The organism is Micromonospora sp. NPDC005171, from assembly GCF_040608575.1.
Classification (GTDB): Bacteria; Actinomycetota; Actinomycetes; order Mycobacteriales; family Micromonosporaceae; genus Micromonospora.
In genome coordinates, this window is the sequence record NZ_JBEXIM010000018.1 from 39,091 (window position 1) to 64,507 (window position 25,417).

A 25,417-nucleotide genomic window follows, 5' to 3' on the forward strand; every position below is an offset into this window, starting at 1 on the left:
ATCGACCAGCGAGGGCTGTCCCACGACCCTTGGCGAGCGCACAACGACAGCTCGACTCCTCGCAACGTCGTCGGTACGCACAGGGGCTCCCGCAGCGGAGCTGGGGAGCCCCTGTGCCCGCCCCTCGGGTCTCAACGGCCCTGGTGCACCGAATGGGTGCACCGGCGACTGATCGGAATCGGTCAGACCTGGACTACCTGGAGGACGATGCCAGTGCCGTCGCGGTCGTCGAAGGTACGGAGAGCAGCTGCAGGCACGATGGCGAGGAGGCAGAAACGGAGCCTACTTGAGCTGCCCTGCGGTCAGGCCGGCCTGCACCTGCCGTTGGAAGGCCACGTAGACGGCGAGCACCGGCAGCACCGCGATGCTCAGTCCGGCGAACAGCCGGGCGTAGTCACCGGCGTAGCCCTGGCTGACCGAGAGCGCGAACAGCCCCTGCGCCAGCATCCACTTGGACTCGTCGCCCTGCAACAGCACCTGCGGCAGCAGGAACTGGTTCCAGTGGCTGAGGAAGTTGAAGATCGCCACGCTGATCAGTCCCGGACGTGCCATCGGGAGCATCACCCGGAAGAAGAGCCGGAAGTGACCGCAGCCGTCGACGAGTGCGGCCTCCGCCACCGAGGTCGGCAGAGTCCGGAAGAAGGCGGTCAGGAAGAACACAGTGAACGGCAGCGAGTAGGCCGCGTACACCAGGATCAGCCCGAGCCAGGTGTTGAAGAGGCCGGCATTGCGGACCACGAAGAAGAGCGGCACCAGGGCGAGGAACACCGGGAACATCAGGCCGCCGACGAACAGGTAGTAGACGACCTGGCGGCCACGGAACTCGTACCGGGCGAAGACGTACGCGGCGGTGGCGCCCATCAGCATGGTGAGGCTGACCGAGCCGGCCACCACCACCAGGCTGTTGAGGAAGTACCTGCCGATGTGCGCGCCGGTCCAGGCCCGCGCCCAGTTGTCCAGGTGCAGCGCGCCGGGGAGCCCCCACGGGTCGGCGAGGATCTCACCGTTGGTCTTGAACGAGCTGATGAACATCCACAGCAGTGGCAGCACGGTGAGCAGGCCCCAGAGCAGCAGGAAGCCGTGCGAGAGGGCGTTGGCCACGCCGAGTTCCCGGCGCACCGGGCGGTCCCGGCTGACAACCAAGGTGGCAGTGGGCTGATCCAGAGTGGTCACGAGTACTCGATCCGTTCGCGCCGGCCGATGCGCAGCGACAGCACCGCCACCGAGAGGGTCAGGAAGAACATCACGACGCCGATCGCGGAGGCGTAGCCGAACTTGGTCTCGCTGCCGAAGGCGGTGTCGTACATCCGTACGCCGATCACGTCGGTGGAGAAGTTCGGCCCGCCGTTGGTCATCAGCTGCACCAGGATGAACCCGTCCAGGGCGAAGATGGCCAGGTAGACCCAGGCGACCTGGACGGTGTCCCAGAGCAGCGGCAGGGTGACCCGGCGCAGGGTGGTGAACCGGGACGCGCCGTCGAGCAGGACCGCCTCGTAGATCTCCTTCGGCACTGCCGACATCGCCGCGCCGAACAGCACCACGTAGAAGCCGACGTTGCTCCAGACCATCACCGCCACTACGCACCAGAAGGCGGTCGCCGGGTCACCGAGCCAGGTTGGCGCGGGCAGGCCGACAGCGTGTGCGGCGCTGGTGAGCAGCCCCTGGTTGGGGTGGTACACCTCTTTCCAGAGCAACGCGATGATCACCACGGAGAGCACCTGCGGGAAGAAGTAGACGGTGCGGTAGAGCGCGCCGCCTCGTACGCCGGTGACGCCGGCACTGCCCTTGCGCCCGCCCATGGCGAGCATGGTGGCGAAGAAGAGCCCGAGCACGATGGTCAGCACCGGTACCAGGGCCAGCAGGATCACGTTGTTCTTCAGCGCGTTCCACACGTAGTCGTCGTGCCAGAGGGTCTTGAAGTTCGCCAGGCCGACCGGGTTGGCGTCGGCCGAGTAGCCGAGCCAGTCGGTGGTGGAGATCTGGAACGCCTGCAGGTACGGCGAGACGACGAAGAACACGTACAGCAGCACCGGCGGCACCAGGAACGTGACGATCAGCGGCCACTTGCCATGTTTCACGAGAAGGACCTCTCCGAGGGGGGACGGCCGGTGGAGGCGGATGTCTCCCCCACCGGCCGGGCGGTCAGGCCGCTCGCTTGTACTTCTTGATCGAGCTGTCCTGGGCGATCGAGTCGGCGCCCTTCTGGCACTGTTCGAGGAACTCCGCGGGCCCGATCCGGCCGCTGAAGAACTCGCCGCACGCGGCGTCGACGAGGTTGCGCTCCAACTTGCGGTAGTAGTTGTTGTAGACCCAGTTGAAGCCGTTGGCGCCGGACGCGTCGAGGGCCTTGACCACGGTGTTCAGCCCGTACGGCAGCTCGACGCCCTCGCTGGCGCCGGCGACCACGGTGAGGCTGGCGACCTTCTTCGTGAAGTCCTGGGCGCCCTTCTTGGAGAGCATGGTCCGGAAGTACTCCAGGCCGCCGGCGACGTTGCGGGCCTTGGCCGGCACCAGGAACGGCTCACCGGCGGTGCCCCGGATCGCCTCGAACGGCAGCTTGTCGCCGCTGCCCAGGCTCGGCGTCGGCGCGATGGTCATGTTGAATCCGGCCGGGGTGACGTCCTTCTGCTCGCTCTCCAGCCAGGAGCCGCAGGAGATGAAGGCGGCCTTGCCCTGGCACCAGGCGGTCTGCGACTGCTTGTGGTCCAGGCCGGGCGAGCCTTCCAGGATGTACTTGTCCTTGACGATCTGGTGCCAGGCGTCGGCCGCGGCCTTCATCGAGTCGGACTTCCAGGCGTTCGGCTCCAGGTTGTCGAGCGCGAGGGCCACCGACGGGCCGCCGAGCTTGATCGCGGTGGAGATCAGCGGCCAGCTCATGTAGCGCGGGTGCAGGCCGGCGTACGTCCAGGGGGCGATGCCGGCGGCCTTGATCTGCTTGCAGAGCGCGATGTGCTCGTCCCAGGTCTTCGCGTACTCCCACTTGCGTTCGGTGAACAGCTTGTTGGAGTACCAGATGCCGTAGGCGGTGTAGGTGTAGTTGAGCACCAGGAACTTGCCGTCGTACGAGCCGATCTCGACCGCACCGGGCAGCAGGGTGTCCTTGACCGTCTTGCCGGGCACGTCGAGGCTCGGGGCGGCGAGCAGCTCACCGAGGTCGGCGAGTGCGTTCTGGCTGACCAGGCCGTTGAAGTCGATCTGGCCGGTGCCGGAGTTGTTCACCACGTCCGGCGGGGAGCCGTCGACGAAGCGCGGCTGGAGCGTCTTGCTGATCTCCTGGGTGGACGAGTGCTTGATCTTCGCCTTCGGGTACTTCTCGGTGTACATGGCCTCGTGGGCCTTTGCGTACTCCTCACCGAACCCGCCGCCGAAGATCACCACCTCGAGTGGGGCGTCCTCCTTCACGCCGAGCGGGTTCTCCGCGCTCTTGGTGCCCTGGTAGGTCTCGGCATCGTTCTTGTCGCCGCCACCGCCGGTGGCACAGCCGGACAGCAGGCCGGCGGCGGGTGTGGCCAGGAGGCCGGCGGCGGCGCTGCGCCGCAGGATGTCACGCCTGTTCATGGGTTCTCCTCGGGTCGGGTCGGGCGGATCGCCGGTCTGTGGGGGGAGGCGTTCGCCGCGCGAGGGGCGGTGATTCTCTTCAGTTCATGCTCTGTTGCTGAAGAATTTCTACGACAGCCGGGCCCGGACTTCAAGTCCTGACGGTCGAACCGTTATCACCACCAGCCGTCGCGGGGTCGCCTAGCCTGAGGCGATGCGCCGTCTGCGCCAGTTGGCCGAGCGCACCCCGGCTGGGCGGGAGCGGTATGTCGACCTGCTCCGCGCCCTCGCCATCATCATGGTCGTTTTCGGACATTGGGGCGTCGCGGTGATCGGGCGCGACGCCGCCGGGCGCGCCACCGGGCACTCCGCGCTCGGCGACCTGCCCTGGGCGTACCCGCTCACCTGGCTGGCCCAGGTGATGCCCGTCTTCTTCCTGGTCGGGGGCTACGCCAACGCGGCCTCGCTGACCCGGCTGCGGGCCCGCGGCGGCGACGCCGCCGGCTGGCTGATCGACCGCAGTGCCCGCCTGGTCCGCCCCACCAGCACGCTGCTGCTGGTGCTCACCGCCGCGGCGGCGGCCGCCCGGCTGGGCGGCGCCGACCCGACCCAGATCCGCGAGGTCTTCTGGTTCGCCACCATTCCGCTCTGGTTCCTGGTCGCCTACCTGGCGGCGGTCGCGCTCACCCCACCGATGTACGCGCTGCACCGCCGGCTCGGCCTCGCCGTACCGCTGGCGCTCGTCGCCCTGGTCGGTCTGGGCGACCTCGGCCGGCTGACCGGGCCGGAGCAGCTGAGCTACGGCAACTACCTGTTCGGCTGGCTGGCCGTCCACCAGCTCGGCTTCGCCTGGCATGACACCCGCGCCGTGCCCCCACCCGCCGGTCCAACCGGGCCACCGCAGGCGGCGACCGACGCCACCGGTCAGACCGCGCCACCGCAGGCGGCGACCGACGCCGCCGGGCCGTCGGCTCCCGACCGTCCAGGGGTACGCCGACAGCGGCTGCCCACCTCCCGCCGGGCCGCCCTGGCGTTCCTGGCCGGCGGGCTGGCGGCGGTGCTGCTGCTCACCGTGCTCGGCCCCTGGCCGGTGGCCATGCTCAAGGTGCCCGACGAGCGGCTCGACAACGCGGCGCCGCCCAGCCTCGCGTTGCTGGCCGTCGCCGCCGGCCAGCTCGGGGTGATCCTGCTGCTGCGCGGCCCGGCCGAGCGGCTGCTGCGCCGCACCCGGCCGTGGCAGCTGGTGATCGGGGTCAACCTGGTGGTGCTGACCGTCTTCCTCTGGCACCTGACCGCCGCGATCCTGCTGATCGGGTTGCTCGACGCGGTCGGCACGCTGCCCACCCCGGCGGTCGGCACCGCTGCCTGGTGGGCCTGGCGGGTGCCCTGGTTGCTGCTGCTCAGCGCCGTCCTGGTGGTGCTGGTCGCCATCTTCGGGCCGGTGGAGGCGCGCAGCGGCCGGCACCGCGCCGGGCGGCGGACCGGTCGGGGCACCCCGGCCCGGACGGTGTTGGCGGTGGCCGGCTACGCCGCCGTGGTGGCCGCGCTGCTGGTCAACAGCACCACACCGCAGCAGGCCCCGGAGCCGCTCGGCACACCCGCCCCGGCGCTGCTGGCGTACCTGGCCGGGGCGGGCGTGCTGCGACTGCTCAGGTCTGGGTGGGGAACCCGAGGTTGACCCCGCCGTGCCGGGGATCCAACCAGCGGCTGGTGACGACCTTGCCCCGGGTGAAGAAGCGCACCCCGTCCTCGCCGTGGGCGTGCAGGTCACCGAAGAGAGACGACTTCCAGCCGCCGAACGAGTGGTACGCCATCGGCACCGGGATCGGCACGTTGATCCCGACCATGCCCACCTCCACCTCGTGCTGGTAGCGCCGGGCCGCACCGCCGTCGTTGGTGAAGATCGCCGTGCCGTTGCCGTACGGGCTGGCGTTAACCAGGTCCACCGCCTCGTCGTACGAGTCGACCCGGACCACGCTGAGCACCGGCCCGAAGATCTCGTCGGTGTAGATCGACATGTCCGGGGTCACCCGGTCGAACAGCGTCGGGCCGAGCCAAAACCCGGCCGGGTCGCCGTCCGGCGTGACGTCCCGCCCGTCCACCACCGGCACCGCGCCGGCCTCGACACCGGCGTCCACGTAGGAGCGCACAGTCGCCGCGTGCGCGGCGGTGACCAGCGGGCCCATGTCGCAGCCCCGTCGGCCGTCGCCGGTGCGCAGACCGGTCACCCGCGCGGCGATCCGCTCGACGAGCGCGTCCGCCACCGGCTCCACCGCCACCAGCACCGAGATGGCCATGCACCGCTCCCCCGCCGAGCCGAACCCGGCGTTGACCGCCGCGTCGGCGGCCAGGTCCAGGTCGGCGTCCGGGAGCACCACCATGTGGTTCTTCGCCCCACCGAGCGCCTGCACCCGCTTGCCGGCGGCCGTGCCACGTTGGTAGACGTACCTGGCGATCGGGGTGGAGCCGACGAACGACACCGCCCGCACCTCCGGATGCTCCAGCAACGCGTCGACCGCCTCCTTGTCGCCGTTGACCACGTTGAGCACCCCGTCGGGCAGGCCCGCCTCGGCGAACCACTCGGCCAGCAGCAACGCCGCGCTCGGATCCTTCTCGCTCGGCTTGAGCACCACCGCGTTACCGCAGGCCACCGCCACCGGCACGAACCACAACGGCACCATCACCGGGAAGTTGAACGGGGAGATCACCGCGACCACCCCGAGCGGCTGCCGGATGGTGTACGAGTCGACCTCGGTGGACACGTTCTCACTGAACGCGCCGCGCAACGCCGACGGCAGACCGCACGCGTACTCGATGACCTCCAGACCGCGCTGCACCTCGCCGGCGGCGTCGGCGAGCACCTTGCCGTGCTCGGCGGTGATCACCTCGGCGAGCCGGTCCCGGCGGGCGTGCACCAACTCCCGGAACGCGAACAGCACCGACGACCGCTTCGCGAGCGACGCGTCCCGCCAGGCCCGCGCGGCGCGGGTGGCGGCCTGCACCGCGACGTCGACGTCCGCGGCCGAGGCCAGCTCGACAGCGGCGGTACGCCGACCGGTCGCCGGGTCGAACACGTCGCCGTGCCGCTGCGACGTGCCGCCGACCCGCTTACCGTCGATGAAGTGACCGATGCTCATGCCGCCACCCCCGCCGCCGAAGGGATCGCGTCGACGAGGATCGCCAGGCCCTCGCGGGCCTCCTCCTCGGTCAACGTCAACGGTGGACCCATCCGCAGCACGTTGCCGTAGAGACCGCCCTTGCCGGCCAGCAGGCCACCGGAACGGCACGCCTCGAAGACCTGGTTGGTCAGCGCCGGGTCCGGCTCACTGCCGCCCGGCCGGACGAACTCGACGCCGAGCATCAGCCCCTTTCCGCGTACCTCGGCGACGCAGTCGAGCCCGCCCACGGCGGACCGCAGGCCGTCGGCGAGGATCGCGCCGACGCGGGCCGCGTTCGCCTGCAGGTCGTGCTCGATCAGGTAGTCGAGCACCGCGTTGCCGGCGGCTGTGGAGATCGGGTTGCCGCCGAAGGTGGAGAAGCTGATCGCCGGCACCGCCTGGAGCACCTCGGCCCGGCCGACCACACCGGCCAGCGCGAACCCGTTGCCGATGCCCTTGGCGAAGGTGAGCAGATCCGGGGTGACGCCGTGCGCCTGGTAACCCCAGAAGTGCTCCCCGGTACGGCCCCAGCCGGTCTGCACCTCGTCGGCGATGAACAGGATGCCGTGCTCGTCGAGGACCTTCTTCCAACCGGCGAAGAGCCCGTCCGGCGGGTGCACGAAACCGCCCACGCCCTGGATCGGCTCGGCGATCAGCGCGGCCACGTCCCCGGCGGTCTGGGTGGCCAACACCTCGCGCAGGTCCTCCACCGCCGCGTCGACCTGCTCCTCGGCACTGAGCCGGGCCAGCAGACCGCGCACCCGGTCACCTGAGTGCAGCCAGGCCACCTGGAGCGGGTTGAGGCCGCTGGCCGACCAGTTGCGGTTGCCGGTGACGCCCATCGCCGCGTACGACCGGCCGTGGTAGCTGTTGCGCACGGCCAGGATCTGGTGCGAGCGACGGTGGTTGGTGGCGACCAGCAGCGCCGCCTCGTTCGCCTCGGTGCCGGAGTTGGTGAAGAACACCCGGGCGTCCGGGATGCCGGAGCGCTGGGCGATCTTCTCGGCCAGCTCCACCTGTTGGCGAATCAGGTAGAGCGTCGAGGTGTGCACGATGCCGGTGGCGAGCTGCCGCTCGACCGCCTCCCGGATCTCCGGGATGTCGTACCCGATCATGTTGGTCAGCACGCCGCCGAAGAAGTCCAGGTAGCTGCGACCCTGCGCGTCGGTGACCCGGCGGCCCGAGCCGGACACCAGCTCGATCGGCTCGTCGTAGTAGAGGGGCATCCAGGACGGGAGCACGGCCCGGTGCCGGGCCAGCAGGTCGTCGGTCATCGTGGCAACCCTTCAGCGGCGATCGTGGATACCGCACGCTCCCACCGCCGGCCGACGCGAACAACTGTCAGCCTGTAGCGCAAGGACGTCGCCAGCTGACAGCACGTCAACGGTTTCCACGGCCATGATCGGGATCGACCACTGATTTCCGCAGCGCTCGTGGGTTCCATCCACTCGATCCGCAGCATGGCCGCCCACCGTTACCCTGGGTCGGTCCACTGTCGCCGGGGAGGCACACGGTGCGCATCGAAGAGACGATCGCCGAACTGGAGCGCGTCGCGGCGCGCGAGGTGGGCCGGGGCAGCGAGGCGCTGGCCGCGCCCGCCGCGGGTGGACTGCTGGCCGCCGCCCGGTCGCTCGCCGCCGCCGGAGCGCCCGACGCCGCGGTCTTCACCGGGTTCTTCATCCCCGGTGCCGAGCCACCCGCCGCGGAGACCGACGGCCCGCTCGGCGCGGTCCAGATCGCCGCCGCCCTGCGCCTGCTCAATGGCCGGTGCCGGCTCCTCACCGACGAGCCCTGCGCCCCGGTGGTCGAGGCGGCCGTCGCCGCCGCCGCGCCCGGCCTGCCGGTCGACGTCGCGCCGCTGCGGGGTTACCAGGAGTGGGCCGCCGCCCGCCTGCCCGAGTACGGCCGGCTGACCCACCTCATCGCCTGCGAACGGGTCGGGCCCGGGGTGGACGGTCGGCCCCGCAACATGCGCGGCGAGGACATCGGCGCGCACACGGCACCCCTGGACCGGCTCTACACCGCCGGATCGGCGTACCGGATCGGCATCGGCGACGGGGGCAACGAACTCGGCATGGGCCGGCTGCCGGCGGACCTGATCGGACGGGTGGTCGCCTCGGGCGAGCGGATCCGGTGCGTGGTGGGCGCGGACGCGCTGATCGTCGGCGGCACCTCCAACTGGGCCGCCGCCGCACTGGTCGGCGCGCTGTCGCTGCTCCGGCCCGAGGTGCCCGAGCTGCGGACGCTGCTGGCGCCCACCTGGTCGTACGACCTGCTGACCGCGATGGTGCGGGCGGGCGCTGTGGACGGGGTGCGCCGCCGCCCCACGCTCAGCGTCGACGGCCTCGACTGGCAGGCGTACACCGAACCGCTCACCGCGATCGCCGAACTGGTCAGGGCCGACCGGTAGGGGTGGGTGGCTCGGTCGCCGGCCGCAATGCCCTCGGCGGGCGGCTCGCCGCTCGCGCCTGGGCAACCCGGCGGGGACGCAACGGCAGATGCAGGGCGACGGCAACCACCGCGAAGGTCGCCCAGCCGGCGCCCAACGCCACGACCGACGAGACGTCCTGAAGGTAGTGGTACGCGGTCAGGAAGCCGACCAGCGCGAGGCTGTTGCGGGCGAAGTGTCGACTGAACTCGGCCAACTGCCGGCGGGCCTCGACGGCGACCAGCACCCCCGAGTACGGAAAGGTCACCACCATGCCGCGCAGCACGGCACCGAGCAGCTGGGTGAGGACCGCCCCGACGAAGATCACCACCAGCTTGAGCAACGCCGGCAACCCGTCCGGGCGAGTCTCCGCGACGGCGACCGCCTCCGCCGCAGCGGAAGCGACCCGTCGGCGGGCACGACGCAACCACAGAATGGTCGCCAGCCAGAGCACGAGGGTGCCGGCGAGGGCCACCTCGAACGGGATGTCGACGGCCAACAGGCCGGCGCTCAGCGCCACGTACCCGGCGATCCCCGCGATGTCGGCAAGCAGGATCGGCCAACGCCACCGCTGGTGGGTGACCGCCACGATGACGAAGAAGAGGTTGAGCCCGAGCACGCCGAGCAACTGCGCGCCGGCCACCCGGTAGTCGGTGGTGACCAGTGCGAGCGTCATCGGCAGCGGCAGACTGTAGACCAGCGCGCGAAGCCGGACGGAGCGGATCACGCTGACCGCCCAGACCACGGCCGTCACCAGCACTACCGCGCTCCACGTCATGGCTCACCCGTTCCCGCCCCGGTTGGGGGGCCGTCAGTCCTGGAAGGTCGCGGCGTTCGCGCAGCTGTCGAACACGCGGGTGAGCCGAGCGACGTCCGTCCGGTTGACCGAGAACTGATTCTCGCCGATCTCGCCGTGCGCGGTCATGTGGGCCTCCCAACAGCTCGACCCGTCCCAGATTGTCAAATTGACGTGCAGGTGCGGACTGACCACCCCGAGGGGCAGCAGACCCACCCGGGCCCCGGCCGCGCGCTGCTTCTGCACCAGGGCGGACAACTCCTCGGTCAGCGTGGCGTAGACGAAGACCCGGGTGATCTGGACGCCCCGTTGCAGGGCCTCCACGTTGGCCTCCCAGTAGCGCCGGCCGATCTCGCTGCGCCACCAGCTCAACTCCCCGCTCACCCGGGGCATCACATTCGTCAACCCATCCAACCGTTGCACGCAGGTGCGGGTCGCGCCGACCAGGTCCTCGTCCTCGTCGCCGCGCCGGATGATCCGACCGTCCGCGAGCTGCTCGGCCTCCAACCGGAACTGCTCGTACCGCCGCTGCGCCTCCACCGCGACCCGGGTGCCCGCGTGCTGCTCGGCCGCCTCCCGCATGGCCCCGGCCAGCTCGGTGGTGGTGCGGACCAGCCAGGGCGGACCGTCCAACAGGGTGCGCAGGTGGAAGCGGCGCTCCGCGCGGGCCAGTGAGTCGACCAACAGCGAGATGGTGATGCCCATCAGGCCGGCCAACAGCGACTCCACCCCGGAGGCGGCGTTGCTGAGGTCGAGCACGATGCTGAGGGTGACCGACAGCGTGATGCCGACCAACGCCACCGGGTCGGTGTGCGCCAGCAGCCGGACGAAGCCCGCGCTGGAACCGCCGCCCTCCCGTAACCGCTGACGGGCCACGTCACGGTTCATCGAGATCCCCCAATCAGCCGCTCCCGCCAGCGTAGACAGCAACCACAACCGCAGGTGCCGTCGCAGCGGGCCGGTAGCATCCGGCAGATGCACAGAGCGGACGCGGCGCCGTCGCGCGGAACGGACGACGAGCGGATCACGGCGGAGGTCCGGGCCTGGGTCTGCTCCACCCCGCTCCGCGACCTGGTCGCCCACTTCGGCGGCACCTGGCCCGACGGCGACCTCACCGACGTGCTCCGCTTCCTCGACGACTTCTCCGCCCACCACTGGGACTTCCGCGGCGGCCGGGAACGGTCGGACGCCCGGGAGCCCGACCTCGACCCGGTGACCGCGACACGTGTGCTCGACGCGGCTGCCGCGCTCGGGCTGATCCACGCGGTGCCACCGGCCCGGTCGGCGTACGCCCACCTGGTGGTGCTCGGCGGCCTGGCGCACGCCTGCGTACGCCGTGTCGGGTACGCCGCGCACCTGCTCCGCGCCGGCCTACCGGTCAGCGGTGAGGTCGCCGTCCTGGGCAGCTTCCGGCAGCTGTCGGAGTGGGAACGCCGCACGCTCGCCGACGCGGGCCTGCCGGCCGACGACACCGAGGTGGACGTGCTGGACACGGCCGTCCGCCGGGTGTTCGAGGTGACAGCCCCGGCGGAGCAGGACGGCGTCGACGCCGGCCATCCGCACCACTCCTGGTCGTCGCGGACCTACCGACCGGACGGACTGCCCCCGATCCGGGTGCTGGCCGCGCCGTCCAGCGAACCGGACCAGCGACGCGCGCACACCGCCGACACCCAGCGGTTCTGGGCCGGCCACGTCCGACTCACCCCGGGCGACCAGGTCCTGATCGTCACCGCGCCGATCTACGTGCCGTTCCAGCACTGCGACGCACTGCGCACGCTGGCCCTGCCGTACGGGTGCGCCATCGACACGGTCGGGGTGAACCCGACGCTGGCCGACCTGGCGGTGCTGCCCGAGCAGACCCTCACGCCGGGGCGCTACCTCCAGGAGATCCGGTCGGCGATCCGCTCGATGCGCGCCCTGCACGCCGGCCTTCGCCCGCACTGACCTCGCTGGTATTGACCCGCCGCTGATCCCGGCTCAACGGGCGGTGTCGGCGACGGCCTGGGCGAAGACCTCGGAGCGGTGCTCGAAGTTGCGGAACCGGCCGTAGCTGGGCGCGGCCGGGGACAGCAGCACCACCCCACCGGCCGGGGTCACCTCCCGGGACAGCCGGACCGCGTCCACCAGGTCGTCGACCAGTTCGGTACGCACCTTCGGCAGGCCGGCGAGCACCTCGACGATGCGGGCGCCGCTGTCCGGAATCCCGATCACGGTCAGCTCCCGCTCGGCCAGGTGCTCGGCCAGCGGGGTGTAGTCCAGACCCCTGTCGTTGCCCCCGACGATCACCGTCAACGGCCGTCCGTCGTACGCGTCGATGGCGTGCATGGCCGCGTACGGGCTGGTGGCAAGGGTGTCGTCGACGAACGTCAGCCCGGACGGGTCGGTGATCTCGGTGAGCCGGTGCGCCAGCCCCTGGAACTCGGCGACCGCGACGGCGAGGTGGTCCTTGCCGGCCACCACGTCCACGCCGAGCGCGTCGAGCACGGCGAGCGCGACACAGAGGTTGCCCTCGTTGTGCCGGCCGACCAGCGGCAGCACGGCACGCGGGAAGAGCGGCTGGTCGCCGAAGTGGAACCACTGCGTGCCGTCGGCGCCGGTGGCGACGTGGGTGGTATCGGGGCGACCGGCCCGGACCGCCGGCAGCTCACCCAGCTCCGCGGCGAGCCGCGGGTCGCCCCCGTTGACCACGATCGCCTGCGGGTCGTGGGCGAGCAGGTTGAGCTTGTCGCGGTAGTACTCCCGTTCCCCACCGTGCGCGTCCAGGTGCTCAGGGAAGAGCGCGGTGACCACCGCCACCCGGGGCGAGTCGGTGAGGTCGCTGCACTGGTAGCTGGACAGCTCCAGCACGTACAGCTCCGCGTCCGGCAGGTCCAGGGTCGGCACCCCGATGTTGCCGCCGAAGACGTTCGGCCGGTCCATCGCGGTGAGCAGGTGACTGATCAGGCTGGAGGTGGTGCTCTTGCCCTTGCTGCCGGTGACCCCGACGGTGCGCGCGGCGTGGTCGGCCATCCACAGCGCGGTGCCCTGGGTCACCAGGGTCCCGCGACGGCGCAGCTCGACCAGCCACGGGTGGGTCTGCGGCACGCCCGGGGAGCGGACCACCACGTCGGCGGCGGCCAGTCGTTCGAAGCCCGCCTCGCCGGTGACCAGCGGCGCCGCCTCGGCCAGCGGGCCGTCCCAGGGCAGCGACAGGAAGTTCGCGCTGTCGTCGACGGCGACCAGCTCGGCCGGGCCGTGTGCGGCGATGGCGGTCACAGCGGCCCGGCCCTCCCGACCGGTGCCCCAGACGGCAACGGTACGTCCGCGCAGGTCAGAAAGGCGCACGGGGCTCTCCTCGGGGGTCACGGCGGCGGCAGGGCGGGCCCGGTCCGGACACGGCCGGACGAACCAGGGCCTAGTATGGCGTGTGCCCAACGAGCAGCTCCGGCGGATGGACGCCTTCACCTTCCCGTCCTACTCGATCGACTTCGCCACCGGCGAGGTGTTGTTCGACTACGCGCTGACCGGCCCGGCCGGTGAGCAGCGGTTCACCGAGGTGATCACACTTCCGCTGCCGGCGGAGCCGCCCTCCGACGAGACGGTGGCGACCCTCAACCGGGTGTTGGAGGTGCTGCACGTCGTCGCCGGGGTCAGCTACTACAAGGCCGCCGCGCCGCCCCGACTCGTGCTGCCGGCGCCGCTGGGCGCAGCCACCGTCGACTACGCCACGGCCGTCTACACCAAGGGCCTCGCGGAGTTCGCGTACCGCAACCAACTCCCGCACGTGCTCGAGCTGCGCCCGGAGGTGCCGGCCGGGACGCCGGAGTCTCCCCGGGTGTACGACGACTCGGAGCGTCGCCCGCTCTCGGCGGTCGGCGGCGGTAAGGACTCGATCGTCAGCCTGGAGGCGCTGCGCCGAGCCGAGCTGGACCCGGTGCCGTTCTCGGTCAACCCGAACCACGTGATCGTCGCCGTCAACGAGGCGTCCGGGCTGGTCCCGTTGGCCGCCCGGCGGCGCATCGACCCGGTGCTGTTCGACCTGAACGCGGCCGGCGCGTTGAACGGGCACATCCCGGTCACCGCCATCAACTCCCTGATCGCGGTGGCCACCGCCGTCCTGCACGGGTTGGGCCCGGTGGTGATGTCCAACGAGCGTTCGGCGTCCGACCCGAACCTGGTCTGGGACGGCCACGAGATCAACCACCAGTGGTCCAAGGGTGTCGAGGCGGAGGGGTTGCTGCGGGCGTCGCTGGCCGAGCACGCCGGCCTGACCGACCCGTACTTCTCCCTGCTGCGTTCGCTGTCCGAGCTGCACATCGCCCGGCTGTTCGCCGAGTTCACCCGGTACGACGACGTGGTGACCAGCTGCAACCAGGCGTTCAAGCTGCGCGACGCGAGTGAGCGCTGGTGTCGTGACTGCCCGAAGTGCCGGTTCGTGTTCCTGGCCATGGCGCCGTTCATGCCTCGGGAGCGGGTCACCCACATCTTCGGCGGGGACCTGCTGGCCGACCCGGAGCAGATCCCCGGCTACCGGGAGCTGCTGGGCGTGGACGGGCACAAGCCGTTCGAGTGCGTGGGCGAGGTCGAGGAGTCGGTGGTGGCCCTCGGCCTGCTCGCCGAGCAGGACCAGTGGCGCGACGCCCCGGTGGTCCAAGCCCTGGTCGACGCCGTCCCAGAGACGGCCTGGTCCGCGGTGGCGACGTCCGACGTCTTCACCCCCGGCGGCCCCAACCACATCCCCCCCACCTACGCCAAAGCCCTCAACGCCCTCGGAGCCTGACCCCCTCCCCCTCCCCGGCCCCCCGTTGGGTGGGGTTAGGGGGTTCGGACTGCTTCTAGGGCTAGTAGGGCTACGTGTAGGGAGAGGCTGGCCTCTACCGAGTCGAGGTCCACGTCGAGGATGCGGGCGATGCGGGCCAGGCGTTCGTAGAAAGCCGGCCGGGACAGGTGGGCGGCGGCGGCGCCGGCGGACTTGTTGCGCCCCTGCTCCAGGTACGCGCGCAGGGTGTCGAGCAGCCGTTCCCGGGGGTGCCGGGCGTCGTACTCCAGCAGCGCGCCGAGTTCGCGCTCCACGAACGTCTGCAGGCGGGGCTCGTCGCGCAGCAGGTGCAGCAGCCCGGCCAGGCCGACGTGCGGCAGCCGGAAGATCGGCAGGTCACGCCGGTCCCGCCGGGCCGCCTCGGCGATCTGCCGCGCTTCGACCAGCGAGCGCCGGGCCTCTCGCAGAGTGCTCACCCCGGACCCGGCCGCAACGATCACGGCACCCGGGCCGGCACCACGGAGCGGATCGACGCCGACCCCCGACCAAGCGGCCTCGACTCCGAAGCCCGCACGGGACGGATCCACACCGAACGCCGCACGGGACGGATCGGCGCCGAGAGCCGCGCGGGAGGAGTCGGACGCCGAACGGGCCACGTCGACGCCGGAAGCAGCCCGCGCCGGTTCGACGCCGAGCCCCGCCCGGCCGGTGCCGGCGTCGAGGCGTACCCGACGGAGGGCGCTGGCGAACGCGGACAGTGCCCGGTCCTCGGCGGCCGGGTCCGGCAGGGCCAGCAGCGCGCCCACCGAGTGGTCGTCGACGGCGCTGGTGAGCGCGGTCAGCTTCGCCTCCCGCAGGGCCTGGCCGACCGCCTCGGAGAGGTCCCGTAGCCGGGCCTGGCCGGCCTCGGGGCCGACCTCCCCGGCGGGGTCGTCGGCGCGGTGCCGGACCATCACGCCGACCAGGTGTCGCCTGTCGAGCACCACGCCGAGGGCCTTGGCCCGCAGCCCCACCTCGTCCACCGGGCGGGAGTGGTCGAGCAGCGCGGTGAGCAGGGTGCGGTGGATCTGTCGTTCCAGGCCCTCGGCGTCGCGGCGGATCAGCCGGCCCAGCGCGAGGGTGGACGCGGCCCGTTCGATCAGGATGGTGAGCCGGGTGGGCGGGCCAACGGTCGGCTCGATGGCCTGGGCGCTGGGCACGTCGCCGCTGGCCGGCCAGCGCAGCAGCAGCCGACCCCAGTCCTGCCCCCGGGCGCCGACGGTGGTGACGAGCCAACCGCTGTCCGGGTCGTACGCGGTCCGCCCGGCCGGACGGATCCGTCGGGAGTGCTGCTCCCAGCCGTCCAGCAGCAGCTCGGCGCTCTCCCCCGCCGGGTCGTACCCGAGCACCTGCCGGGACAGGTTCTCCAGCACCACCGGGCAACCGGACAGCTCGGCGGCCTGTCGGATCACCTCGGTGGCGTCGGCGCCCTCGACGGAGAGGTCGTTGAACCGCTGGTGGATCTCCTCGGTGGCGCGCAGCTCGGTGAGCTGCGCGTCGACGATCAGCGCGTGCACCGCCTCGGTGATCCGGACGAACGGGGTGGCCCGGCGCAGCTCCACCAGGGGCAGTCCACGTCGCTCGGCGGCGGCGGCCATCACCCGGGGCACCCCGCTGACGTACCGGCGGCCCAGCTCGACGACCAGCCCGGAGACTCCGACGTCGGCGAGATCGCCGATGAACGCGCGCAACCCGGCGTCGTCCCCGGGCAGACCGATGCCGGTGGTGAGCACCAGTTCGCCGCCGCCGAGCAGGGTGGCGATGTCCGGTACCTCGGCGACGTGCACCCACCGGACGGGTCGGTCCAGCCCTTCGTCGCCGGCGACCACGCGTGGCGCGCCGTGGCGGACCGGGTCCAGGGCGAGGACCTCACGGACGGTAGGGAACACGGCCGCCACGCTACCGTCCGTGACGTCGGAACTCGACTTGCCACCGGCGTTCGGGGCAGCCGGGCTCAGTCGACGCCGAACTCCATCGCGGCGCGGTCGAGTGCCTCGTCCTCGGCCGAGGTGACGCCCCGGGAGGCGATGGCTTCCGCGCCGCCCTGGGGCATCGCGCCGATCAACCCGGTCGAGGCGGCCTGCGCGGCGCCGATCATCCGCTGCGGGTTCCCGCCGCCGACCAGGCCGAGGGAGGCGTACTGCTCCAGCTTCGACCGCGAGTCGGCGATGTCCAGGTTGCGCATGGTGAGCTGGCCGATCCGGTCCGACGGGCCGAACGCCGAGTCCTCGGTACGCTCCATCGACAGCTTGTCCGGGTGGTAGCTGAACGACGGGCCGGTGGTGTCCAGGATCGAGTAGTCCTCGCCCCTGCGCAGCCGCAACGTCACCTCGCCGGTGACCGCCGTGCCGACCCACCGCTGCAACGACTCGCGCAGCATCAGCGCCTGCGGGTCCAGCCAGCGGCCCTCGTACATGAGCCGACCGAGGCGGCGACCCTCGTTGTGGTAGTTCGCCAGGGTGTCCTCGTTGTGGATTGCGTTGACCAGCCGCTCGTACGCGTAGTGCAGCAGCGCCATGCCGGGCGCCTCGTAGATGCCGCGGCTCTTGGCCTCGATGATCCGGTTCTCGATCTGGTCCGACATGCCCAGGCCGTGCCGGCCGCCGATGGCGTTGGCCTCCAGCACCAGGTCGACGGCGCTGCCGAACTCCTTGCCGTTGATGGTGACCGGGCGGCCCTGGTCGAAGCCGACGGTGACGTCCTCGGTCGGGATCTCGACCGACGGGTCCCAGAACCGGACGCCCATGATCGGGTTGACCGTCTCGATGCCGGTGTCGAGGTGCTCCAGGGTCTTCGCCTCGTGTGTGGCGCCCCAGATGTTGGCGTCGGTCGAGTACGCCTTCTCGGTGCTGTCCCGGTAGGGCAGGCCGCGTTCGAGCAGCCACTCGGACATCTCCTTACGCCCACCCAACTCGGTGACGAAGGCGGTGTCGAGCCACGGCTTGTAGATCCGCAGCATCGGGTTGGCCAGCAGGCCGTACCTGTAGAACCGCTCGATGTCGTTGCCCTTGAAGGTCGAGCCGTCGCCCCAGATCTGGACGTCGTCGGCGACCATCGCGCGCACCAGCAGGGTGCCGGTCACCGCGCGGCCCAGCGGGGTGGTGTTGAAGTACGCCCGCCCGCCGGTGCGGATGTGGAAGGCGCCGCAGGTCAACGCGGCCAGGCCCTCCTCGACCAGGGCGGCGCGGCAGTCGACCAGGCGGGCGACCTCGGCGCCGTAGCTGAGCGCGCGACCGGGCACCGAGGCGATGTCGGGCTCGTCGTACTGGCCGATGTCGGCGGTGTAGGCGCACGGAATCGCGCCCTTGTCGCGCATCCACGCGACCGCGACCGAGGTGTCGAGGCCGCCGGAGAAGGCGATGCCGACACGTTCGCCGGTGGGCAGGGAGGTGAGAACCTTGGACACGGGGAAAATTATGCAATAGAACGCATGGCCATGCAAGCTGATGCGCTCTACTCGCCACCGAACGGCGGATCGTCGCGGCCCAGCTCCCAGAACGCCACCGCCGCCGCGGCGGCCACGTTCAACGAGTCGACGCCACGGCGCATCGGAAGGACCACCCGCACGTCGCTGGCGGCCTGGGCCGCCGCGGTGAGGCCGGGCCCCTCGGCGCCCAGCAGCAGCGCCGCCCGCTCACGCTGCGCCGGGGTCAACCGCTGGATCGGTACGGCGTCCGGCGCGGGCGTCATGGCGAGCACCGTGAAGCCGGCCTCCCGTACCTGGTCCAGGCCCCCGGGCCAGTGGTCGAGCTTGGCGTACGGCATGGCGAAGACCTCACCCATGCTGACCCGGACACTGCGCCGGTACAGCGGATCGGCGCAGGTCGGCGAGAGCAGCACCGCGTCGACACCGAGCGCGGCGGCACCCCGGAAGATCGCGCCCAGGTTGGTGTGGTTGTTCACGTCCTCCAGGACGACGACCCGGCGCGCGGCGGCGAGCACCTCGGCCGCCGTCGGCAGCGGCCGGCGGTGGAACGACGCCAGCACCCCCCGGTGTACGTGGAAGCCGGTGGCCCGTTGCAGCACGTCAGGTGTCGCGGCGTAGACCGGCGCGTCGCCGGAGTCCAGGTCGGCGAGCTGGTCGACCCGCTTGGCGTCGACCAGGTACGACCGGGCCGGGTAGCCCGCGCGCAGCGCCCTGCGCAGCACCAGCTCCCCCTCGGCGATGAACAGGCCGTGCGGCGGTTCCCAGCGGGTGCGCAGCTCGACGTCGGTGAGCGCCCGGTAGTCGGCGATCCGGTCGTCGTCAGGGTCGGTGATCTCGTGGACGGGCACCCGACGATTCTGCCGGACGCGGAGCAGCACGCTTCGACGCCCGCCCTGCGGGGTGTTTTGTCCGAAGAAGAAGGGGAATGAGCCGGCCAGCATCGGACTCGACGGGAAGGACCAGCCAGGTGAGCGCAGACGACACCACGCCGGGCGAAGCGGGCACCCTGCCCCGGCGTCCGACCGTCGCGGACCACATCGTGTCCCGCCTGTTCAGCTGGGGCGTCCACCGCTACTTCGGCTATCCCGGCGACGGCATCAACGGCCTCACCTCCGCGCTGCAACGCACCAACGGGCGGGCCCAGTTCATCCAGGTCCGCCACGAAGAGACCGCCGGCTTCGCCGCCTCCGCCCACGTCAAGTACGGCGGCGGGCCGCTGGGCTGCGCGCTGGTCACCAGCGGGCCGGGGGCCATCCACCTGCTCAACGGCCTGTACGACGCGAAGCTCGACCACCAACCGGTGATCGCCCTGGTGGGGCACACCGCGACCACCGCCGAGGGCGGCGGCTACTACCAGGAGGTCGACCTGCTCGCCCTCTACAAGGACGTGGCCGCGGCGTTCCTGGCCCAGCTCGACCACCCGGCGCAGGTACGCCACCTGGTCGACCGGGCGTGCCGGACGGCGCTGGCCCGGCGTACCGTCACCGCCCTGGTCCTGCCCCTGGACCTTCAGGACGAACCGGCCGTCCCGAACCCGCCGCACGCGCACGGCTACTACCAGACCAGCAACGCGCCGAGCAGCACCCCGACGGTGCCACCGGAGGCGGACGTGCGCCGGGCGGCCGAGGTGCTGCGCGGCGGCCAGCGGGTGGCCATGCTTGTCGGCCAGGGTGCGCTCGGCGCGCGCGACGAGGTCCGCGAGATCGCTGATCGGCTCGGGGCCGGCGTGGCCACCGCGCTGCTCGGCTTCACCGCCGTCGACCACCGCGAGCCGTGGGTGACCGGCGCGATCGGGCTGCTCGGCACCCGACCGAGCTGGCAGCTGATGAGCGGTTGCGACCGGCTGCTGATCGTGGGCAGCAACATGCCGTACTCGGAGTTCTACCCACCGCCCGGGCAGGCCCGCGCGGTGCAGATCGACCTGGACGGCACCCAGCTCGGGCTGCGCTACCCGACCGAGGTGAACCTGACCGGCGACGCCCGCCCCACGCTGCGGGCGTTGCTGAACGAGCTAGGCCCCGGCCCCGGGCCGACCGCCTGGCGGGCGGAGATCACCGAGGCCACCTCGGCGTGGCGTCGGGTGCAACACGACCTGGCCGAGCAGACCGCCGACCCGGTCAACCCGCAGTTGCTCTTCCACACCCTGAACGAACGGCTACCCGACGACGTGCTGCTCGCTGTCGACTGCGGCACCACCACCGCCTGGTACGCCCGACACATCCAGGTACGCCCCGGGATGCTGGCCAGCCTCTCCGGCACGCTGCTGTCCATGGGTGGCGCCATGCCGTACGCGCTGAGCGCCAAGTTCGCCCACCCGGACCGGCCGCTGGTCGCGCTGATCGGCGACGGTGCCATGCAGATGAACGGCGTCAACGAGCTGATCACCGTGGCGAAGTACTGGCGCAGCTGGGCGGACCCGCGCTTCGTGGTGCTGGTGCTCAACAACCGGGATCTGGCGTTCGTCAGCTGGGAACAGCGCTCCACCGAGGGGACGCCGATGTTCCCGGACAGCCAGCAGTTGCCGGACATCGCCTACCACCAGTGGGCGGAGGTGCTCGGGCTGCACGGCGAGTTGATCGACTCACCGGAGCAGGTGCGGGACGTCTGGGACCGGGCGCTCACCGCCGACCGGCCAGTGGTGATCAACGCCCTGGTCGACCCGGCCGAGCTGATGCTGCCACCGCACTTCACCGCCGAGCAGGCCCGCAAGACCGCCGCGGCGGTGCTGCGCGGCGACACCGACTGGGCCGGAATCATCCGCCGCGGCCTCCCCGCCACAGTGGCCAGCTACCGCCCGCGCCGCCGCGACCGCTGAGGCCCGTCAGCCTCGGCGGTCGAGCCAGCGTTGCAGGGGTGAGCGGGGGTCGTCCTCGGTGGTGGGGGCCTGCCGGCGGTCCGGGACCGCTGGGCGCTCCACCGGGCGGCGCGGCTCGCCGGCCAGTTCCATGCTGGGCGCGACGAACGCCTTCTCCGGCTGGCCCTTCACCGCGGTGGCGATGACCCGGGCAACCGCGTCGATCACCTTGGTCTGCACCGCCGATCCCACCGAGTCGGCCGGGTCGTCCGGGTTGGCCGCGATGCCGGCCACCGCGACCTGCGGAGTGAAGCCGACGAACGTCTCGGTGGAGTTCTGCTCCGAGCTACCCGTCTTGCCCGCCACCGGCCGGCCGTCGAGGATGTCGTTCACACCGGTGGCGGTGCCGCCGTTGCACTGCCCGAACGCCGACTGCTGACCCACCGGGCAGCGCGCCGCGTCGGTAGCGGCACGCGCGACGTCGGCGTCCAGGACCCGCTTGCAGGAGGGCTGGCCGACCGGCACCTTCGCGCCCTTCGCGTCGGTCACCGAGACCACCGGCACCGGCGTGCAGTAGGTGCCCTCGGCGGCCACCGTGGCGTACGCGTTGGCCAGGTCCAGCGGGGTGGTGGCCGCCACGCCGAGGGTGAACGAACCCCAGTTCGCGGCGTTGTTCTTCGCGAAGGCGGCGTCCGAGTCGGCGCGGAACGTGATGCCGAGCCGCTGCGCCATCTGGACCACCTTGTCCTGGCCGACCTGCTCGGCCAGCCAGACGAAATAGGTGTTCACCGAGCGGCCGAAGCCGTCCCACATCATCCGGTACCCGTCCATCCAGTCCGGGTTGGCGTTCGCCGGGCACCAGCGGCCGTCGCAGCTGCCGGGTCCTTCGGCGGCGTACCGGGTGGGCAGCTTGGCGGGCGCGTCGAACCCGGTGGAGAGGGTACGGCCCGACTCCAGCGCGGCGAGCATGGTGAACAGCTTGAACGTCGAACCCGCCTGGTACCCGTCGACGCTGGCGCCGCCGGAGATCAACGGGTTGACGGTGTTCGGGTAGTTCGCCTGCCCGGCCGGGTTGTCGGCGAGGCTGTAGTGCCTGTTGACCGCCATCGCCAACACCCGCCCGGTGCCCGGCTGGACCGCCGCGATCGGCAGGGCGCGCTTGTTGTCGTACCCGTAGACCTTGGTGGCCTGCTGCTGCGCGGTGGCCTGGATCTTCGAATCCAGCGAGGTCACCACTGTGTAGCCGCCCGAACGCAGCGCCTGCTCGCGCTCCGCGACGGTGGCACCGAAGGCCGGCTGGGTCAGCCACCACTGGCGCAGGTAGTCGCAGAAGTAGCCCCAGTCGTCGTGGCCCTGGGAGACGGCGGTGCAACCGTTGGGCTGGGCGGTGGGGTGCAGGGCCAGCGGCTCGGCCTTGGCCTGCGCGGCCTGCGCGGCGGTGATCGCGTTGGTGGCGACCATCGAGTCCAGCACGTACGACCGGCGGGCCAGCGCCTCGTCCTTGTCGCCGCTGATCGGGCTGTACGCGTCCGGGGACTGCACCAGACCGGCCAGCAGGGCCGACTCGCCGAGGGTCAACTGCGCCGGAGGTTTGCCGAAGTACCGCTGGCTGGCCGCCGCGATCCCGTACGCGCCGGAGCCGAAGTAGGCGATGTTCAGGTACCTGTCGAGGATCTCGTCCTTGCCGAGGCTCTTGTCCAGCGCGCTCGCGTACCGGATCTCCTGGATCTTGCGCCCGACGGTGGGGTCGGTGGCGGCGGCGCGCTCCTCGGCGGTGCGGGTCGGGTCGGTCTTGAGCACGTTACGGACGTACTGCATGGTCAGCGTCGAGCCGCCCTGCTCGGTGCCGCCGCCCTTGACGTTGACCACCAGCGCCCGGGCCAGGCCGCGCAGGTCCGCGCCACCGTGGTCGTAGAAGCGGCGGTCCTCGGCCGCCACGATCGCCTGTCGCATGACCGGGGCGATCTCCGACAGCGGGACGTCGGTGCGGTTCACGTCGTAGAACGTGGTGATCAGCGTCTTGCCGTCGTTGGCGTAGAGGTACGACCGCTGGGGCGTGGCCGGGGTCTTCAGCGAGGCCGGCAACGCGGCGTACGACCCGAGCGCGGAGCGGGCGGTGAGCCCGAGCAGCAGGTTGCCGGGCAGCGCGGCGACGGCCAGGACGAGCCCGGCCAGCACGCCGGCGAACAGCACGGTGAACAGCCGCGACAGCGGCGAGCGGGGGGCGGCCATGCAACCCAGGATTGCCACAAAAAACGCCAACCGACCACCCTCGCCGGCCAATTGTCAGCAACTTCACGGACTCCACCAGCCAACCCCCACCCCGCCAGACCCCGTTGATCATGAAGTTGTTGCCACGACACGCCGAGGCCGAGCGCAACAACTTCATGATCAACCGCAGCGGGAGGAGGGGCCGGCGCGGACGCCTCTACGGGTTCGGGGTGCTGAGGCTGGCTGAGGCGGCGTCTCTCGCGGTTTCGCGGGGCATCAGGCGGCCGGAGCGGTAGCCGATGCCGATGCCGGCGATCAGTACGAAGATCGCGCCGAACGTCTGCAACGAGCCGATCAGGGCACCGCCGAGGCCGAGCAACGGCGCGGCGATGATCAGCATGACGCCGTCACCAAGGCTGAAGGTGCCCGAGCGGGCCACCGCCCACCCGGTGAGGAACCAGCCCGCGCTGTAGAACGTCGCGCCGAGCAGGACCAGCGACCGCGCGGTGGTGCCGAAGACCGGCGTCTGCTCTTCGAACCCGGCGAACGGCAGCATGAGCACGGTGCCGGCGATGCTGACCAGCAGCCCGGCGGCGGCCACCCGGCGGCTGCGGGTCGCGGCCAACAGCCCGGTGAGGGCCAGCAACGCGAGCAGTCCGAGCCAGACCGCGGCCACCCAACCGATCAGATAGACCGCCTGGCCGTCGGCCGGATAGGGGTCGTTGCCGACCCCTCCGTCGCTGGCCATCGCCACCGCGCCGTAGAGGATGGCGTACGCGGGCAGCAGCCAGACGGCCGCCCGCGCGAACTTGCGCACCGACCAGGCCCAACTGGCGTTCGTGGCGGGGGCGCCCGGGGTCGGCTCGCCGACGAAGGGCAGTACGCCGAACCCACCACCGCTGCGCCGGGAGCCCAGCGGGGCGACCGGGTCGTGCGCGCCGGGCACCGGGGCCGAGGACCACATCCGATTCGCCGGATCCTTCATGCGTCACCTCGCTCGCCGACGAGCGGTGCGGGACGCGCCGGGGCGCCCCGATTGCCTGGTCACCACCCGTCCTAGGACCGATCGTGGCAGGCGTCGGAGCGCCCCATGAGTCTTTCTCGTATTAAAGCCGCGGGTCAACGCCCCGGTCGAGGCTTCGACCCAACCCCTACCCGGCCGGGTGGCCGGCGTACCGGATCAGCCGCGTTCGCGCTTGTCGGCCGGGTCCTCGACGAGGCTGGTCGGCGACACCGGCTCCGGTGCGGGCAGCCCCTGCGGCCCCTTGCCGCCGGTGGCCTGCGCCTCGGCGACGCGTACCTCGTCGTGGATCTGCTGGGCGGCGTCCGCAGCGGCCTGCGCGGCCTCCGCGGCCTCGCGCTCGACCTGGCTCGCCTGGTCCGCGGCCTCCGGTGCGGGCAGGTCCCCCACCATCTGGCTCAGCCCACCGAGCGCGCCACCCATCCCCTCCAGTGCCTTGGTCAGCTCGGCCGGGACGATCCAGACCTTGTTGGCGCTGCCCTGGGCGATCTGCGGCAGAGCCTGCAGGTACTGGTAGGCGAGCACCTTCTGGCTCGGGTTGGCCTGGTGGATCGCGTCGAAGACCGTCCGGATCGCCTTCGCCTGACCCTCGGCCTGCAGGATGCGGGCCTGCCGGTCACCGTCGGCCCGCAGCACCGCCGACTGCTTGTCACCCTCGGCGGTGAGGATCACCGACTGCTTGTGACCCTCGGCGGTCAGGATCGCCGCACGGCGGTCCCGCTCGGCGCGCATCTGCTTCTCCATCGAGTCGCGGATGCTGGCCGGCGGCTCGATGGCCTTGATCTCCACCCGGGTCACCTTGATGCCCCAACGGCCGGTGGTCTCGTCCAGCACGCCCGAGAGGTGCCGGTTGATCTCGTCCCGGCTGGTCAGCGCCCGCTCCAGATCGAGCGAACCGATCACGTTACGCAACGTGGTGACGGTCAACTGCTCGATGGCCTGGAGGAAGCTGGAGATCTCGTAGGTCGCCCGGACCGAGTCGACCACCTTGAAGTAGAGAACCGTGTCGATCGAGACCACCAGGTTGTCCGAGGTGATCACCGGCTGCGGCGGGAAGCTGACCACCTGCTCCCGCATGTCGACCTTGGTACGGACCGCGTCGATGAACGGCACCAGCAGGTTGAGGCCGGGGCTGAGGGTGCGCTTGTACTTGCCGAGCCGTTCCACCACGTCCTGGCGTTGCTGCGGCACGATCCGCACCGCCTTGGCCAGCGTTATCACGGCGATCAACGCCACCGCGATCACCACCACCCCGATTAAGGTCATCC

General features: G+C 71.5%; 19 protein-coding genes. 5 read left to right on the forward strand and 14 right to left on the reverse strand.

The window, feature by feature from the left end; translation table 11 throughout:
- Positions 1–282: 282 nt before the first annotated feature.
- From ABZU74_RS21105 to ngcE, 3 genes are all read right to left on the reverse strand, one after another.
- Positions 283–1,173 (reverse strand): carbohydrate ABC transporter permease, encoded by an 891-nt coding sequence (locus ABZU74_RS21105; protein WP_355426343.1) that lies wholly within the window; start codon positions 1,171–1,173, stop codon positions 283–285.
- Complete coding sequence (locus ABZU74_RS21110) at positions 1,170–2,078, reverse strand: sugar ABC transporter permease (protein ID WP_355426346.1); 909 nt, start codon at positions 2,076–2,078, stop codon at positions 1,170–1,172. The genes ABZU74_RS21105 and ABZU74_RS21110 overlap by 4 nt, the downstream gene beginning before the upstream one ends.
- 64 nt (positions 2,079–2,142) lie before the next feature.
- Positions 2,143–3,558, reverse strand: coding sequence for an N-acetylglucosamine/diacetylchitobiose ABC transporter substrate-binding protein (ngcE, locus tag ABZU74_RS21115; protein ID WP_355426348.1), 1,416 nt, complete (start codon positions 3,556–3,558; stop codon positions 2,143–2,145).
- Positions 3,559–3,751: 193 nt separating this feature from the next.
- Between ngcE and ABZU74_RS21120 the strand changes: the two genes are divergently transcribed.
- Positions 3,752–5,215, forward strand: coding sequence for an acyltransferase (locus ABZU74_RS21120; protein ID WP_355426351.1), 1,464 nt, complete (start codon positions 3,752–3,754; stop codon positions 5,213–5,215).
- On the opposite strand, the gene ABZU74_RS21125 is transcribed toward ABZU74_RS21120, so the two are convergent.
- Together ABZU74_RS21125 and ABZU74_RS21130 are read right to left on the reverse strand one after the other, a co-directional pair.
- Positions 5,187–6,674, reverse strand: a complete 1,488-nt coding sequence (locus ABZU74_RS21125) for a CoA-acylating methylmalonate-semialdehyde dehydrogenase (protein WP_355426354.1) — start codon at positions 6,672–6,674, stop codon at positions 5,187–5,189. The genes ABZU74_RS21120 and ABZU74_RS21125 overlap by 29 nt on opposite strands.
- Entirely contained in the window at positions 6,671–7,969 is a 1,299-nt protein-coding gene (locus ABZU74_RS21130) for an aspartate aminotransferase family protein (RefSeq protein ID WP_355426356.1), read from the reverse strand. The genes ABZU74_RS21125 and ABZU74_RS21130 overlap by 4 nt, the downstream gene beginning before the upstream one ends.
- A 239-nt stretch (positions 7,970–8,208) precedes the next feature.
- Between ABZU74_RS21130 and ABZU74_RS21135 the strand changes: the two genes are divergently transcribed.
- Positions 8,209–9,105 carry a glutamate cyclase domain-containing protein gene (locus ABZU74_RS21135; RefSeq protein WP_355426359.1) on the forward strand — a complete coding sequence of 299 codons (897 nt, stop codon included), beginning with the start codon at positions 8,209–8,211 and terminating at the stop codon, positions 9,103–9,105.
- On the opposite strand, the gene ABZU74_RS21140 is transcribed toward ABZU74_RS21135, so the two are convergent.
- Together ABZU74_RS21140 and ABZU74_RS21145 are read right to left on the reverse strand one after the other, a co-directional pair.
- Positions 9,089–9,901 carry a hypothetical protein gene (locus tag ABZU74_RS21140; RefSeq protein ID WP_355426362.1) on the reverse strand — a complete coding sequence of 271 codons (813 nt, stop codon included), beginning with the start codon at positions 9,899–9,901 and terminating at the stop codon, positions 9,089–9,091. The two genes, ABZU74_RS21135 and ABZU74_RS21140, sit on opposite strands and share 17 nt — an antisense overlap.
- A 33-nt stretch (positions 9,902–9,934) precedes the next feature.
- Complete coding sequence (locus tag ABZU74_RS21145) at positions 9,935–10,807, reverse strand: hypothetical protein (RefSeq protein ID WP_355426364.1); 873 nt, start codon at positions 10,805–10,807, stop codon at positions 9,935–9,937.
- An 87-nt stretch (positions 10,808–10,894) separates the two neighbouring features.
- Here ABZU74_RS21145 and ABZU74_RS21150 point away from each other — a divergent pair, with 87 nt between their 5' ends.
- Positions 10,895–11,863, forward strand: coding sequence for a hypothetical protein (locus ABZU74_RS21150; protein ID WP_355426367.1), 969 nt, complete (start codon positions 10,895–10,897; stop codon positions 11,861–11,863).
- Between the two features lie 33 nt (positions 11,864–11,896).
- Here the strand turns inward: ABZU74_RS21150 and murD are convergent, their stop codons facing one another.
- The gene (gene murD / locus ABZU74_RS21155) at positions 11,897–13,243 is read right to left on the reverse strand and encodes a UDP-N-acetylmuramoyl-L-alanine--D-glutamate ligase (protein ID WP_355426369.1); all 1,347 of its coding nucleotides are present in this window, start codon (positions 13,241–13,243) and stop codon (positions 11,897–11,899) included.
- Positions 13,244–13,325: 82 nt separating this feature from the next.
- On the opposite strand from murD, the gene ABZU74_RS21160 reads away from it, so the two are divergent.
- On the forward strand, positions 13,326–14,678 hold the full coding sequence (locus tag ABZU74_RS21160; protein WP_355426372.1) for a hypothetical protein: 1,353 nt from the start codon (positions 13,326–13,328) through the stop codon (positions 14,676–14,678).
- A 35-nt stretch (positions 14,679–14,713) separates the two neighbouring features.
- Here the strand turns inward: ABZU74_RS21160 and ABZU74_RS21165 are convergent, their stop codons facing one another.
- Genes ABZU74_RS21165 through ABZU74_RS21175 form a run of 3 tightly spaced genes read right to left on the reverse strand, consistent with a single transcriptional unit; the run spans position 14,714 to position 19,064 of the window.
- Entirely contained in the window at positions 14,714–16,654 is a 1,941-nt protein-coding gene (locus ABZU74_RS21165; RefSeq protein ID WP_355426503.1) for a PucR family transcriptional regulator, read from the reverse strand.
- Complete coding sequence (gene argG, locus ABZU74_RS21170) at positions 16,651–18,102, reverse strand: argininosuccinate synthase (RefSeq protein ID WP_355426374.1); 1,452 nt, start codon at positions 18,100–18,102, stop codon at positions 16,651–16,653. Before argG ends, ABZU74_RS21165 begins: the two co-directional genes overlap by 4 nt.
- Positions 18,103–18,149: 47 nt before the next feature.
- On the reverse strand, positions 18,150–19,064 hold the full coding sequence (locus ABZU74_RS21175; RefSeq protein WP_355426377.1) for an RNA methyltransferase: 915 nt from the start codon (positions 19,062–19,064) through the stop codon (positions 18,150–18,152).
- A gap of 26 nt (positions 19,065–19,090) precedes the next feature.
- Between ABZU74_RS21175 and ABZU74_RS21180 the strand changes: the two genes are divergently transcribed.
- Complete coding sequence (locus ABZU74_RS21180) at positions 19,091–20,938, forward strand: thiamine pyrophosphate-requiring protein (protein ID WP_355426380.1); 1,848 nt, start codon at positions 19,091–19,093, stop codon at positions 20,936–20,938.
- A 6-nt stretch (positions 20,939–20,944) separates the two neighbouring features.
- Here ABZU74_RS21180 and ABZU74_RS21185 read toward each other — a convergent pair whose 3' ends face one another.
- The 3 genes from ABZU74_RS21185 to ABZU74_RS21195 form a co-directional block, all read right to left on the reverse strand.
- Positions 20,945–23,149, reverse strand: coding sequence for a transglycosylase domain-containing protein (locus ABZU74_RS21185; protein ID WP_355426383.1), 2,205 nt, complete (start codon positions 23,147–23,149; stop codon positions 20,945–20,947).
- 196 nt (positions 23,150–23,345) lie between these two features.
- Positions 23,346–24,113 carry a hypothetical protein gene (locus tag ABZU74_RS21190; protein WP_355426385.1) on the reverse strand — a complete coding sequence of 256 codons (768 nt, stop codon included), beginning with the start codon at positions 24,111–24,113 and terminating at the stop codon, positions 23,346–23,348.
- Positions 24,114–24,308: 195 nt separating this feature from the next.
- Positions 24,309–25,415, reverse strand: a complete 1,107-nt coding sequence (locus ABZU74_RS21195; protein WP_355426388.1) for an SPFH domain-containing protein — start codon at positions 25,413–25,415, stop codon at positions 24,309–24,311.
- Between the last annotated feature and the right edge of the window lie 2 nt (positions 25,416–25,417).